The sequence below is a fragment of the Amycolatopsis eburnea genome (assembly GCF_003937945.1).
In the GTDB taxonomy this organism is placed as follows: Bacteria; Actinomycetota; Actinomycetes; order Mycobacteriales; family Pseudonocardiaceae; genus Amycolatopsis; species Amycolatopsis eburnea.
In genome coordinates this window covers 729,868-744,835 of record NZ_RSEC01000059.1, presented here as the reverse complement: position 1 = coordinate 744,835, position 14,968 = coordinate 729,868, and the positions used below count along the sequence as shown (strand labels likewise).

The following is a 14,968-nucleotide window of genomic DNA, read 5'->3' as shown; positions in this document are numbered from 1 at the left end:
CGCCGGTGAACCGCTCGCCGCCGGTCACGGTCGGGCTCCTCGGCAGTCCGCCGCGATGGCCCGCAACGCCTCCGCGAAGTCGTTCGCGACGCCTGTCACCGTCGCCCTCTCGTGCAGGTCCGGCCGGTAGAACCAGGAAAACTCCAGCCGCCCCTCCCGCACCCCGCCGACGACCTCCAGCACGTGGGCCGGCAGGTTCGCCGGGTCCTGCTCGCGCCCGATCGGCGGGTGGGCCCGCAGGTACAACCCGTCGCCAGATCCCGCGTGGTCGCCCTGGCCGAGGTAGTTGAACGCCACCTCCGGCGTCCGCGCGCCGAGGGACGGGTCGCGGTAGCAGCGCAGGGCGCCGAACCCGAAGCCGTTGCCCGGGACCGCGCGCAGCTGACGGCGGACCGCCTTCACCAGCTCACGCCACCCCGCCGCCGGATCCACCGTCAGCGCCACCGGGAACATCGTCGTGAACCAGCCGACCGTCCGGGAAAGGTCCGCGCCCTCGAGGATCTCTTCGCGCCCGTGCCCCTCCAGGTCGACCGACACCGCGGGCTCCCCGGTCCAGCGGGTCAGCGCCCGGGCCAGCGCCGCGAGCAGGACGTCGTTGATGCGCGTCCGGTACGCGCCGGGCGCCAGGTGCAGCAACGCATCCGTCGCCCGCGAGTCGACCGCGACCGTGACCACGTCGGCGCCCGGTGGTGCCGCTGTCCGGTCGCGCGGGACCGCGCAGCCGGGCAGATCGCGTTCCCAGTGCTCGCGCTCGCCGTCGAGACCACCGGAGACGACGAACTCGCGCAGCCGGTGGGCCCAGTCGCGGAAGGACGTCGTCTTCGGGCCGAGGTCGGGCTTCTCCCCCGCTTCGATCTGCCGGTACGCCCGCTCCAGGTCCTCCAGCAGGATGCCCCACGACACCGCGTCGACGACGAGGTGGTGCGCGGCCAGGAACAGCCGCCGGCCGGACAGCAGCGCGCGCAGCTGGGGCGGACGTGCCAGGTCGAAGCTCGCCTGCGCGTCGTCCGCCGCCTGCTCGAGGTCGGCCGCCGGCACCACCCGCAAGACCGCGCCCGCCTCGACCGGCGCGTTGTGCTGCGTCCAGCCGTCCGGGGTCCGCTCGAAGCGCAGCCGCAGCGCGTCGTGGTGCGCGAGCACCGCGTCGAGCGCTTGCCGCAAGGCTTCTTCGTCGACCGGACCGGCCAGCTCGACCAGCACGGACTGGTTGAAGTGCGCCGGGTTCGCCGGTTCCGAGTCGAAGAACCACCGCTGGATCGGCGTCAGCGGGACGTCGCCGACGACCGCCTCCCGCTCCTCGACGGCGTCCTCCGCCGCGTGCACGACGGTGGCCAGCTCGGCGACCGTCTGGTGGGTGAACAGGTCCTTCGACCGCAGCGCCAGCCCGGCCTGCCGCGTCCGGTGCACGACCTGGATGGCGAGGATCGAGTCGCCGCCGAGTTCGAAGAAGTTGTCCGTCACGCCGACGCGGGGCAGGCCGAGCACCGCCGACCACACCCCGGCGAGCGTCGTCTCGACGTCCGTGCGCGGGGCCACGAACTCCCCGGTCCGCACCTCCGTCAGGTCCGGTTCCGGCAGCGCCGCCCGGTCGACCTTCCCGTTGGCGGTCACCGGCACCGCGGCCAGCGGCACGAACACCGACGGCACCAGGTAGTCCGGCAGCGCGTCACCGAGGTACGCCCGCAGCTCGGCCACCTCGCCGACGACGTAGGCGACGAGCCGCTTGTGCCCCTCGATCTCGCGGGCGACGACGACGGCTTCCCGCACGTCCGGGTGCTGCCGCAGCGCCGCCTCGATCTCGCCCAGCTCCACCCGGAACCCGCGGATCTTGACCTGCTCGTCGGCGCGCCCGGCGAACGTCAGCTCGCCCGCCGCCGTCCAGCGGACGACGTCGCCGGTGCGGTACATCCGGGTGCCCGGGGCGCCGAAGGGGCTGGCGACGAACCGGTCCGCGGTCAGGCCCGGCCGGTCCAGGTAGCCGCGCGCCAGGCCCGGCCCGCTGACGTACAGCTCGCCGGGCGTCCCGATCGGCACCGGCCGCAGTGCCGCGTCCAGCACGTGCACCTCGGTGTTCGGGATCGGCCTGCCGATCGGCGGGGTGCCGCCCGGTTCGAGCGGGCCGCTCCACGACGTGACGACCGTGGCCTCGGTCGGGCCGTAGGCGTTGATCATCCGGCGCCCGGGCGCCCACCGCGCCACCAGCTCGGCCGGGCACGCGTCCCCGCCGACGAGCAGCGTGCGGAAGCCCGGCAGGGCGACGTCGGGCACGGTCGCCAGCGCGACCGGCGGGAGCAGCGCGTGCGTGATCCCTTGGCGCCCCAGCACATCCGCGAGCTGGTCGCCGAGCAGCGGTCCCTCGGGCGGCACGACCAGCGCCGCCCCGGCGGGCAGCGAGAGGCACAGCTCGAGGATCGACGCGTCGAAGCTCGGCGAGCTGAACGCGAGCACGCGGTCCCCGGCGCGCACGTCGCAGTGCGCGATCTCGGCGGCGGAGAACGACGCCAGCCCGCGGTGGGTGACGACGACGCCCTTGGGCCGCCCGGTCGAGCCGGATGTGTAGATCACGTACGCCGGGGTGTCCGGATCGACCGGACGCCCGAGGTTCGCGTCCGGGTAGCCCGGCGTGTCGAGTTCGGCGTCGACCACGAACACCGGATCGGCGTCCTCGAGCATGAACCGGATGCGCTCGGCCGGGTAACCGGGATCGACCGGCAGGAACGCGGCGCCGGTCTTGGCCACGGCGAGTTCGGTGACGACCAGCGCGACCGACCGCGGCAGCCGCACGCCGACCACCCGCTCCGGCCCCGCGCCGCGCTCGGCCAGCAGCCGGGCCAGGCGGTTCGCCCGCGCGTTCAACTCCGCGAAGGTCAGCGTGCCGTCCTCGGACACCAGCGCGGCCGCGTCCGGCGTGCGCTCCGCCTGCGCCTCGACCAGTTCCGCGAGCGACGCGGGCGCGACGTCCCGCGCGGTGTCGTTCCAGGCGCGCAACCGGTCCGCTTCGGCGGCGGGCAACGGCGGGAGCGCGGCCAGCGGCCGGTCCGGCTCGGCGACGAGCGCGGTCAGCAGCGCCCGCAGGCGGGCCACCAGCCGGTCGATGGTCGACGCGTCGAACAGGCCGGTGCTGTAGTTGACCGCGCCGTGCAGCGCGCCGCCGTCGTCCTCGAACTGCACGAGCAGGTCGAACGGCGCCGACCCCGCGGGCAGCGGGACCTCCCCCGCGACGAGCGTCCCGCCGCCGGGCCGGTCGCCGGTGTTCTGCAGCACGACCATGGCCTGGAACAGCGGGGTCCGGCTCGGGTCGCGGACCGGCTGCACCGCGTCCACCACCCGCTCGAACGGGACGTCCTGGTGCGCGAAGGCGTCCAGCACGGTCTCGCGCACCTCGGCCAGGAACTCGCGGAACGACCGCCGGGTGTCCACTGTGGACCGCAGGGTCAGCGTCCCGACGAAGAAGCCGACGAGCCGTTCCAGCTCGGCGCGGTCCCGCCCGGCCGTGACCGTGCCGACGGCGACGTCGTCCTGCCCGGCCCACTGCGCCAGCAGCACCTGGCACGCGGCCACGAGCGTCATGAAGAGCGTGCCGCCCTGGGCACTCGCCAGCTCACGCAGTTTCGCGGCCACATCGGCCGGGACGTCGAAGCCGAGCCACTCCCCTTCGGTCGTGCGCACCGGCGGGCGCGGGCGGTCGGTGGGCAGCTCCAGCGGGGCGAGCCCGGCCAGCCGGTCACGCCAGTACCCCAGCTGCTCGGCCGGTTCGGACCGGTCGCGCTGCCAGGCCGCGAAATCCGCGTACTGCACCGGCAACGGCGGCAGGTCCGGCTCGGCGCCCCGGACGTGGGCCGCGTAGCAGGCGTCCAGCTCGGTGGCCAGGACGCCGGCCGACCAGCCGTCGGTGACGATGTGGTGCAGTGCCAGCAGGAGCACGTGCTCCTCAGGCGCCCGCCGGAACAGCCGCGCCCGCAGCAGCGGGCCGATGCGCAGGTCGAACGGCCGCAGGGCCTCCCGCGCGAGTGCGTCCTCGTCGAAGTCCTCGACGGGCAGTTCGACCGCGTACGGCTCCCCCACGTACTGGACGCCGCGGCCGTCGACCGCGCCGAACGTCGTGCGCAGCGACTCGTGCCGCGCGACCAGCGTGTCCAGCGCCCGCCGCAACGCCTCGACGTCGAGGTCGCCGCGCAGCAGCAACGCCGTGGGCGAGAGGTACTCGGTGCCGCCGGGTTCGAACTCGTCGAGGAACCACAACCGCTGCTGGGCGAAGGAAAGCGGCAGCGCGCCGTCGCGGGCGACGACCGGGATCGGGTCGACCGGGACCTGCCCGGTGGGCAGCGCGGCGGCGAACGCGCCCAGCGTCGGCGCGGCGAAGAGCACCCGCGGCGAAACCTCGACGCCGAGTTCGGCCCGCACCCGCGACGCGATCCGCATGCTGAGCAGGGAATCGCCGCCCAGCTCGAAGAAGCTGTCGGTGACCCCGACGCGGTCGACGCCGAGCACGGAGGCCCAGATCGCGGCCAGCCGCCGTTCGACGTCCGTCCGCGGCGCCACGAACTCGGCGGCCGCTTCCCGCCCGGGTTCGGGCAGCGCGCGCCGGTCGACCTTGCCGTGGCGGGTCAACGGCAAGGCGTCGAGGGAGACGTACGCCGTGGGCACGAGGTGGCCGGGCAGCCGGTCCCGCAGCCAGTCGCGCAGCCCCGCGGTCTCGCCGACGACGTAGGCGACGAGCCGGCCGTCGCGGGCGGCCACGGTCGTGTCGGCGACCGCCGGGTGCCGGCGCAGCACGGCTTCGACTTCGCCGGGTTCGACGCGGAAGCCGCGGATCTTGACCTGGTCGTCGACGCGGCCGAGGTAGTCGAGCCGGCCGTCATCGGTCCAGCGGACGCGGTCGCCGGTGCGGTACCTCCGGCTCCCGGGCGGCCCGAACGGGTCGGCGACGAACCGGTCCGCGGTCAGCCCCGCGCGGCCGAGGTAGCCGCGGGCGAGCTGGGGCCCGGCGAGGTACAGCTCCCCCGGCACCCCGGCGGGGACCGGTTCGCCGTCGTCGTCGAGCACGTACGCGCTCAGGTTGGGCAGGGGCCGCCCGATCAGCGGCCGGTCGCCGGTCACCGGCGCGTGCACGGCGTCGACGGTCACCTCGGTCGGCCCGTAGTAGTTGAGGCAGGTGACGCCGGACGCGGCCAGCTCCTGCCAGAGCGCTTCGCCGGTCGCTTCACCGCCGACCATCACCGTGCCGGGCCGGTGCTCGCCGGTCAGCAGCCCGGCGTCCACGAGCTGGCGCAGGTAGGCCGGGGTGAGGTCGAGCAGGTCGATCCGGTGGCCGTGGAGGTAGCGGACGGCGGCCGCCGGGTCCAGCCGGGTGTCGCCGTCGAGCACGTACAGCTCGTGCCCGTCGGCCAGCGCCAGCAGCCCTTCCCACGACGTGTCGAAGGACAGCGACGCGGTGAGCGCGAACCGCTGCCGCGTGTGGCCGAAGAAGGCTCCGCGGTGCGCGGTCAGGAGGCTCATCAAGGCGCGGTGCTCGACCACGACACCCTTCGGCGTGCCGGTCGAGCCGGAGGTGTAAATGACGTACGCGGCCGTGTCCGCACTCGGCCGCCCCGGTACCGGCGGCGGCACCGCATCCGCCGGACGGCCGAGGACGACCACCGGCCGCGCGTCGTCGAGGAGGAACCGCACGCGTTCCTCGGGCAGGTCCGGGTCGATCGGCAGGTACACCGCGCCCGCCTTGAAGATCGCCAGGACGGCGATGACGGCCTCGGCCGAGCGCGGCAGCGCCACCGCGACCACCCGCTCCGGGCCCGCACCCCGGTCGGCGAGTTCCCGGGCCAGGCGGGTGGCCCGCGCGTCCACCTCGGCGAAGTCGAGGACGGTGTCGCGGAAGACGAGCGCGGTCTCGTGCGGGATGCGGGCGGCGGTCGCCTCGAACACGTCGAGGATCGTCCCCGCGGGGACCTCGCGCGGCTCGCCACGGCCCCAGGCCAGCAGGTCGCGCCGCTGCGCCGGGGTCAGCGACGACAGCTCGCCGAGCCGGCACTCCGGGTCGGCGGCGAAGGCGCGGACGAGCCCGGCGAGCTGCCCGGCCAGCCGCCGCGCGGTGGTTTCGTCGAACAACCGCGGGTCGTAGGACAGCTCCAGGCCCAGCCGGTCGTGCAGGTAGGCGGTCAGGTTCAGCGGGAAGCTCGTGGTGTCGAGGGAATCGACGTCGGCCACGCGCACGCCGTCCTGCCCGCTGTCCTCGATCGGGTAGTTCTCGAACACCACGACGCTGTCGAACAGCGCGGTGCCCGCCGGCACGCCGGAGAACGCCTGCACCTGCGACAGGGCCAGGAAGTCGTGGCGGCGCGCCTCGGCCTGGGCCGCCTGCAGCTCTTGCAGCCACGCGGCCACCGGCTGTCCACTTCGGACTTCGACGCGGGTCGGCACGGTGTTGATGAACATGCCGATCATGCTCTCCACGCCCGGCAGGTTCTCCGGGCGGCCGGACACCGTGGTGCCGAACAGCACGTCGGGTTCCCCGGCGTAGCGGGACAGCAGGAGCGCCCACGCGCCCTGCACGACGGTGTTCACGGTCAGCGCGGCCGCCTTCGCCGCGGCGTGCACGCCGGCCGACTCCTCCGGGGTCAGCTCGACGAGCACGGCGTCGGCGGATTCGGCGCGGTGGGCTTCGCGCGGACGGCGGTCGTACGGCAGCGGCGTCGGCGTCGTGAAACCGGAAAGTGCCTCACGCCAATGGTTTTCGGCTTCGCTGGCGTCCTGGTCCGCGAGCCAGGCCAGGTAGTCGCGGAACGGACGGCGGGGCACCAGCCGCGCGGCCCGGCCCTCGGCGATGGCCGTGTACTGCTCGACGACCTCGCCGAAGACCTGCGCCGTGCTCCAGCCGTCGAGCAGGACGTGGTGGGAGGTCCACAGCAGCTGGACCTCGTCGTCGGTGAGCCGGGCGATGGCCAGGCGCATCAGCGGCGGTGAAGTCAGGTCCATGCCCGCGGCCAGGTCGGCGGCCAGCAGGTCGGCCAACGCCGCTTGCTGCTCGTCCGGGGTCTGGCCGCGCCAGTCGTGGTGCGCGACCGGGACGCGCACGTCGCGGTGGACGCGCTGGAGCGGTTCGTCGACGCCGTCCCACACGGTGCTGGTCCGTAGGATCGGCGTGCGGTCGACGACCCGCTGCCACGCCTGCGCGAGCGCCGCCGGGTCGGCGACCCCGGCCAGCCGCAGCCGGAACTGGTCGAAGTAGGCGTTCGAGCCGTGGTCGACCAGGCTGTGGAACAGCATGCCCGCCTGCAGCGGGGTGAGCGGGTAGATGTCCTCGACGTCGCGGCCGTCACCCACCAGCCGGTCGACGCCGGCCTGGTCGAGCCGGGCCAGCGGGAAGTCCGACGGCGTACGCCCGCCCGCGCCGGCGCAGTGGTCGATGATGCCGCGCAGGGCTTCCAAGGTCTCTTCGGCGAGGGCGCGGATCGTGCTCTCCTCGTGGACCTCGGTCGAGTACTCCCACGTCAGGTGCAGTTCGCCACCTTCGACCACGCCGACGACGTCGAGCAGGTACGGCCGGAGACCGTCGGGGTCGCTGTCGTGCCCGAGGCTCTCGCCGCGGCCGCGGTACCAGCCGCCGTCGTCGCTCGCGACGTCCCAACGGCCGTGGTAGTTGAACGAGATCCGCGGCGTGGGGTGGTCGTGGAAACCAGCGTCGCTCAGGTAACGCAGAGCTTCGTACCCGGCCCCCTTGTCCGGCACCGCGCGCAGCTGTTCCTTGACGCTCTTGAGGACTTCACCCCAGTCGCCGCCGGGGACGGTGAGCGCGAGGGGGTACTGGGCGGTGAACCAGCCGATCGTGCGGGACAGTTCGTGCGGCGCGGCGATTTCCTCGCGGCCGTGGCCTTCCATCGCGAGAAGGACCCGCTCGTGGCCGGTCCAGCGGGCGACGACGTGGCCGAGCGCGCTCAGCAGGACGTCGTTGACCTCGGTCCGGTACGCCGAGGGCACGTCCTGGAGGAGCGCTGCGGTCTCGGTCCGGCCGAGTGACACCGAGACCGCGCGCCCCGAGCGGGTGGTGGCGCGCCCGGAGCGGTCGACCGGGAGTTCCGTCGGTGCCTCGCGCAACGCCGTTTCCCAGTACGCGGCCTGGTTGTCGAGGCCTCCTCGCTGCGCGTACTCCGCCAGAGTGCGGGCCCAGTGCGTGAACGACGTGCCGACCGGTTCCAGTGCTTCGCCGTGGTAGGCGCGGTCGAGGTCGGCGAGCAGGACGCGCCACGACACGCCGTCCATCACCAGGTGGTGCGCGGTCAGGAACAGCTGCGGCGGGCGATCGGCGAAGGTGAACAGCACCGCGCGCCAGACCGGCCCGGCGACGATGTCGAGCGACGTCTGCGCGCGCAGCGCCTCGGCGTGCATGGCGGCGGGCAGGTCATCCACTTCGGACAGGTCGACCTGGCGCAGCAGCTCGGCGTCCTCGGTTTCGGCGGGCTCCTGGGTCCAGCCGCGGCCGTCGCGGGTGAACCGCATCCGCAGGGCGTCGTGCCGCTCGGTGACGCGGCGCAACGCGGAGGCGAGCGCGGGCACGTCCACAGAGGACAGTACGAGGTGGACGGACATGGTGAGCCGCCACGGCTCGGCCAGGTGCTCGAACAGCCACGACTGGATGGGCCCGAGCGGTGCCGGGCCACTGGGTTCCGGCGCGACGGGCGCCACCGGGGCGCCGGCGGTGACGACGCGGGCGAGTTCGGCGATGGTCTGGTGCCGGAACAGGTCCTTCGACGACACCGTCAGCCCGGCCTGCCGGGCCCGGGCGACGACCTGGATGCTCAAGATCGAGTCGCCGCCGAGGCCGAAGAAGTTGTCCTCGACGCCGACCCGGTCGACGCCGAGCACCGCCGACCACACGTCGGCGAGCGTGGTCTCGACGTCGGTGCGCGGGGCCACGTACCGGGTTTCGGTGCGCGCGCCCGGCTCGGGCAGCGCACGCTGGTCGAGCTTGCCGTTGGCGTTGAGCGGCAGCTTATCCAGCGGGACGAACACAGCCGGGACCATGTGCGCGGGCAGCGCCCGCGCGAGGAACTCCCGCAGCGCCGTCGTGCCGGGGACCGCACCGGTCAGGTAGGCGACGAGCCGGCGCGCGTCGCCGGTGCCGTGGGCGAGCACCGCGGCACCGGTGACGTCGGGGTGCGCGCTCAGCGCCGCCTCGACCTCGCCCAGCTCGATGCGGAAGCCGCGGATCTTCACCTGCTGGTCGGCGCGGCCGCGGTAGTCCAGCTCTCCGCCGGCGGTCCAGCGCAGCAGGTCGCCGGTGCGGTACATCCGCGTGCCGGGCGCGCCGAACGGGTCGGCGACGAACCGGGACGCCGTCAGGCCCGCCCGGTTCAGGTAGCCGCGCGCCAGGCCCGCGCCGGCGACGTACAGCTCGCCGGTGACGCCGGGCGGGACCGGCTCGAGGTCGGCGTCGAGAACGTACGCGCGCAGGTCCGGGATCGGCACGCCGGCGGTGGCCGGGCCGTGCTCGTCGAGCAGGCGGTAGGTGACGTGCACGGTGGTTTCGGTGATGCCGTACATGTTGACCAGCGCCGGCCCGTCCGGGTGCCGCCGTCGCCAGTCGGCGAGCCGGGACGCGTCCAGCGCTTCGCCGCCGAAGATCACGTACCGCAGGCTCAGCGGCGGCGACGGCAGCGTGCCCAGCCGGTAGAACGCCGACGGTGTCTGGTTCAGGACGGTGACCCGCTGCTCGGCCAGCAGCGCGAGGAACTCCTCCGGCGAGCGGACGGCGTCGGCGGGTACGACGACGAGCCTGCCGCCGTGCAGCAGCGCGCCCCACAGCTCCCACACCGAGAAGTCGAAGGCGTAGGAGTGGAAGAGCGTCCAGACGTCCTGCTCGCCGAACCCGAACCAGTGCGCGGTCGAGGAGAACAGGCGGGTGACGTTGGCGTGCGGGACGAGCACGCCCTTCGGCACGCCGGTCGAGCCCGAGGTGTAGATGACGTACGCGGTGTTGCCGGGATCGACGCGGACGCCGGGGTCGGTGTCGGGTTGCCCGTCGGCGGCGACGTCGTCGACGACGCACACCGGGTCCGCGTCGGCGAACATCGCCTCGATCCGCGCCACCGGGTAGGCGGGGTCGATCGGCAGGTACCCGGCACCCGCCTTGAGCACGGCGAGCACGGCCACCACGAGGTCGGCCGAGCGCGGCAGCCGCAGCGCGACCAGCTGCTCCGGCCCGGCGCCCTCGGCGACGAGCCGGTGGGCCAGGCGGTTGGCGCGCCGGTCCAGCTCGCGGTAGGTCAGCTCGGTGGTCCCGCCGGTCACCGCCACGGCGTCCGGCGTGCGGGCGGCCTGCGCGGCGAACAGCTCGGGCAGCGTCGGCTCCACGGCGGCGGCCGCGGTGGGGTTCCACCGGGTCAGCACGAGGTCGCGGTCGGCGGCGGTGGTCCACGACAGCCGGGCGAGCGGGCGGTCCGGGGCCGCGGCGATGCCGTCGAGCAGGGTGCCCAGCCAGCCGGTGAGCCGCTCGATCGTGGCCGCGTCGAAGAGGTCGGTGTTGTAGTTGACGACGCCGTCGAGCCGCCCGGCCGTCTCCTGGAAGTGGACCATCAGGTCGAAGCCCGCGGTGACGACCGGCGGCGCCAGCTCCTCGACGTCGAGCCCGGGCATCGCGGGCCGCGCGTCCGGGGTGTTGTGCAGCACGACCATCGTCTGGCACAGCGGGGTGCGGCTGGTGTCGCGGCCGGGCTGCAGGTCGTCGACGACGCGGTCGAACGGGACGTCCTGGTGGGCGAACGCGTCGAGCACGGTGTCGCGGACTTCGCCGAGGAACGCGCCGAAGTCCCGGCTCAGGTCCACAGTGGACCGCAGGACGAGCGTGTTGACGAAGAACCCGACCAGGTCTTCCAGTTCGGTGCGCTCGCGGCCGGAAACGACCGTGCCGACGGCGATGTCGCGCTGGCCGGACCAGCGGGCGAACAGCAGCTGGCAGGCGGCGAGCAGGGTCATGAAGAGGGTGCCGCCGTGCTGCCGGGACAGCTCCTGCAGCCGCGCGGTGGTCCCGGCGGGGATCCGGAACTCGTGCAGGGCGCCGTTCTTCGTGCGGACCGCCGGGCGCGGCCGGTCGGTGGGCAGGTCCAGCGCCGGGACGCCGTCGAGGCGGTGGCGCCAGTAGCTGAGCTGGTCCTCGAGCCCTGCGAGGCGGTCGCGCTGCCAGACCGCGTAGTCGGCGTATTGGATCGGCAACGGCGGCAGTTCCTCACCGCGGTAGAGCGCGGCCAGCTCGCGCAGCAGCACGCCGGCCGACCAGCCGTCGGTGACGATGTGGTGCAGCACCAGGGTGAGCACCTGGTCCTCCGGCGCGAGCCGGGTGAGCGCGACCCGCAGCAGCGGCCCGGTGTGCAGGTCCACCGGTCCGGTCGCGCCGGAGAGCGCCGACTCCAGGTCGCCGTCGGTGACGGGCACGCGGACGGCGTGCGGCGGGTGGACCACCTGGACGCCGTGGCCGTCGACCGTGGCGAACGTCGTGCGCAGGGACTCGTGCCGGGCGACCAGCGCGGTGAACGCCCGGTCGAGCGCGGCGGTGTCCAGCTCGCCGCGCAGGCGCAGGACGGTCGGCGAGACGTACTCGGTGCTGCCCGGTTCGAACTCGTCGAGGAACCAGAGCCGTTGCTGGGCGAAGGAAAGCGGCGCTTCGAGGCGGCCGCCGTCGCGCGGCAGGCGCGGGATCCGCTCCCCGGCCGCCGCCGCGTCGGGCAGCTCGGCGGCCAGCCGGGCGGGGGTCGGGGCGGTGAAGACCAGCCGGGCCGGGACGTCGACGCCGAGCGCGTCCCGCAGCCGGGCGACCACGCGGATGCCGCGCAGGGAGTCGCCGCCGAGGTCGAAGAAGTCGTCGTCGGCACCGACGCGGTCGACGCCCAGTACTTCCGCCCAGACGTCGGCCACGAGCCGTTCGCGGTCGTTCCGCGGAGCCACGTACTCGGTGGCGGTCGCGAGTTCGGGGTCCGGCAAGGCACGGCGGTCCAGCTTGCCGTGCCGGGTCAGCGGGAGCCGGTCGAGCGCGACGAACGCGGACGGCACGAGGTGGGCGGGCAGCGTCCGGCTCAGCGCGGCGCGCAGTCCGTCGGTGCTGCCGACGACGTAGGCCACGAGCCGCCCGCCGCGGGCGTCGACGGCGGCGTCGGATACGCCGGGTTGGGCGCGCAGCGCCGCTTCGACTTCGCCGGGTTCGATGCGGAAGCCGCGGACCTTGACCTGGTCGTCGAGGCGGCCGAGGTGTTCCAGCTGCCCCCCGGCGGTCCAGCGGGCGCGGTCGCCAGTGCGGTAGAGCCGGGTGCCGGGCGGGCCGAACGGATCGGCGGTGAACCGGTCCGCGGTCAGCCCCGGGCGGCCGAGGTAGCCGCGGGCGAGCTGGGCGCCGGCGAGGCAGAGCTCGCCCGGGACGCCGGGCGGCACGAGCCGGAGGCGGTCGTCGAGGACGTACGCGCGGACGTTCCCGAGCGGCCGCCCGATCACCGGCCGCCCGCCGGCCACTTCGGCGCGGGTGGCGTCCACAGTGGACTCGGTGGGACCGTAGTAGTTGTGCGCCTCGGTGTCCGCGTCGGCGAGTGCGCGCCAGAGGTCGTCGGGCAGGGCTTCGCCGCCGACCATCAGGAAGCGCGGCCGGTGCTCGCCGGTGAGCAGGCCGGCGGGAAGCAGCTGGCGCAGGTAGGAGGGGGTGACGTCGAGGAAGTCGACGCGTTCGTCGCGCACGTACCGGGTCAGCGCGGCCGGGTCGAGGCGGGTTTCGTCGTCGATGAGGTGCAGCTCGTGCCCGTCGGCGAGCAGGAGCGGGCCTTCCCAGGAGGTGTCGAACGACAGCGTCGCGGTCAGGGCGACGCGGAGGGGGTCGCGGCCGAAGACGGTGCGGTGGTCGGCGAGGAGGTTCACGAGCGCCGCGTGTTCGACGACTACGCCCTTGGGGGTGCCGCTCGAGCCGGAGGTGTGGATGACGTAGGCGGCGTCGGACGGCCGCGGGTTCGGGGGACGCACGCCTCCGGTGGCGATGGTGTCTTCCAGGACGACGACCACCGGGTCGGTGTCGGCCAGCAGCACCTGGATCCGTTCGGGCGGCAGGCCGGGGTCGATCGAGAGGTGCACCGCGCCGGCCTTGAGCACGGCGAACAGGGCGATGATGGCGTCGGCCGAGCGCGGCAGCACGACGGCGACGACCCGGTCCGGGCCCGCGCCCCGGGTGGCGAGGTCCGCGGCGAGAGCGTCCGTGCGGTCGGCGAGTTCGGCGAAGGTGAGCCGCGTGTCGCCGCAGACGAGCGCGGTCGCGCCGGGCCGGGTGCGGGCTTGGTGGTCGAGGAGATCGACGATGGTGCCGCCGGGGACGTCGTGGGCGGCGCTCCCCCACTCCAGCAGCCGCCGCTCCTCCGCCCCGGTGGTCAGCGGCAGGTCCGCGATGGGCTGCGCCGGGTCCGCCGCGACCGCCGTCAGCAGCCGCACGAGGTGGGTGGTGAGCCGGTCGATCGTGGCGGCGTCGAACAGTTCGGTGCGGTACTCCACCAGCCCGGCAAGCTTGCCGCCGGACTCCTCGAACTCCACCGTGAGGTCGAAGTTGGACGAGTCGCGCCCGACGCCCACCGCCTCCACGGCCAGTCCCGGCAGCCGCATCCCGTCGCCGGTGGCGGTGTGCAGCAGCACCATGACGTCGAACAGCGGGTTGCGGCCGGGATCGCGGCCGGCCTCGACCAGCTCGTCGAACGGCACGTCGTCGTGGGCGAAGGCGTCCAGCACGGTCTGCCGCGCCACAGCTAGGTGCTCGGTGAAGGGCCGTGCGGAGTCCACAGTGGACCGCAGCACGACGGTGTTGACGAAGAACCCGACGATCCGCTGCAGCTCCGGCCGGTCCCGGCCCTGCACGACCGTCCCCAGCGCGATGTCGTCCTGCCCGGAGTACCGGGCGAACAGCGCCTGGCACGCGGCCAGCAGCACCGTGAACAGCGTGGTCTCGGTTGTCCGGGCCAGCTCGGCGAGGCGCGCGGCTACGTCGTCCGGCACCGTGAACTCGGTGACCGCGCCCGCGGTCCCCTTGGTCGGCGGCCGCGGGCGGTCGGTGGGCAGGTCCAGCGGGACGACGCCGTCGAGCTGCCGCTTCCAGTGGGCCAGCCCGGCCGCCCGGGTCGGGCGAGCGTGCTGCCAGGCGGCGTAGTCCGCGTACTGCAGGGGCTGCGCGGGCAGCTTCCCGCCGCTGTAGAGCACGCCCAGGTCGGAGTTGAGCACGCCCATCGAGGCGCCGTCGGTGGCGATGTGGTGGACGCTCACCAGCAGCACGTGCTCGGCCGGCCCGAGGCGGGCCAGCAGCGCGCGCAGCAGCGGCCCACGTCCGAGGTCGAACGGCTTGGCGTACTCGGCACGCAGGACCGCGTCCAGGTCGGCGGCCCCGACGTCGACGACGGGCAGCGCGACCTCGTACGGCGGCTCGATGCGTTGCACGGGCTCGCCATCAGCTTCCGCGAACGTCGTGCGCAGCGGTTCGTGCCGGGCGACGAGCGCGGTGAGCGCGGCCGCCAGCGCGGCGACGTCCAGCTCCCCGGTCAGGCGCAGCGCGAAGGCGCTGTTGTACTCCGGGTCGTCCGGCCGCAACCGGTTGAGAAACCACAGCCGGCGCTGCGCGGACGACAGCGGCAGCGGGCGGGAACGGTCGGCGGCCGGGATCTCCGGCCCCGCCCCGGCCGTTCCCGCCATCCGCGCACGCAGCTTCTCCCGCAGGTGGGCGGGCAGTGCCGCGATGCGGTCCTGTCTGGACGAGGTCATGGGGACGTCCTCACGCTTCCTGGTCGGAGGCGAGGCTTTCCAGCTCGCCCAAGTTGAGTTCGCGGAGCGGCACCACGCCCGACGACCGGCCAATGCGCCCCAATGTGGCGTTGGGTGCGTCCAGCGCACCCAATGTGGCGTTCGGTGCGTCCAACGCACCGAACGCCACATTGGGGGCATCGGCGCCGGGCAGGTCTTCGCAGGTCAT

2 protein-coding genes are annotated in these 14,968 nt (G+C 74.2%); both read right to left on the bottom strand.

The features are described from left to right. Positions 1-24 precede the first annotated feature (24 nt). Complete coding sequence (locus tag EIY87_RS35425) at positions 25-14,760, bottom strand: non-ribosomal peptide synthetase (protein ID WP_125314247.1); 14,736 nt, start codon at positions 14,758-14,760, stop codon at positions 25-27. A gap of 10 nt (positions 14,761-14,770) precedes the next feature. Continuing rightward, the gene (locus EIY87_RS35420) at positions 14,771-14,968 is read right to left on the bottom strand and encodes a hypothetical protein (protein WP_125314246.1); all 198 of its coding nucleotides are present in this window, start codon (positions 14,966-14,968) and stop codon (positions 14,771-14,773) included.

Bases quoted from the DNA above. Each gene is read 5' to 3' on its own strand.
- EIY87_RS35420 (WP_125314246.1), bottom strand. From the start codon at position 14,968: ATGACCTGCGAAGACCTGCCCGGCGCCGATGCCCCCAATGTGGCGTTC.
- EIY87_RS35425 (WP_125314247.1), bottom strand. From the start codon at position 14,760: ATGACCTCGTCCAGACAGGACCGCATCGCGGCACTGCCCGCCCACCTG.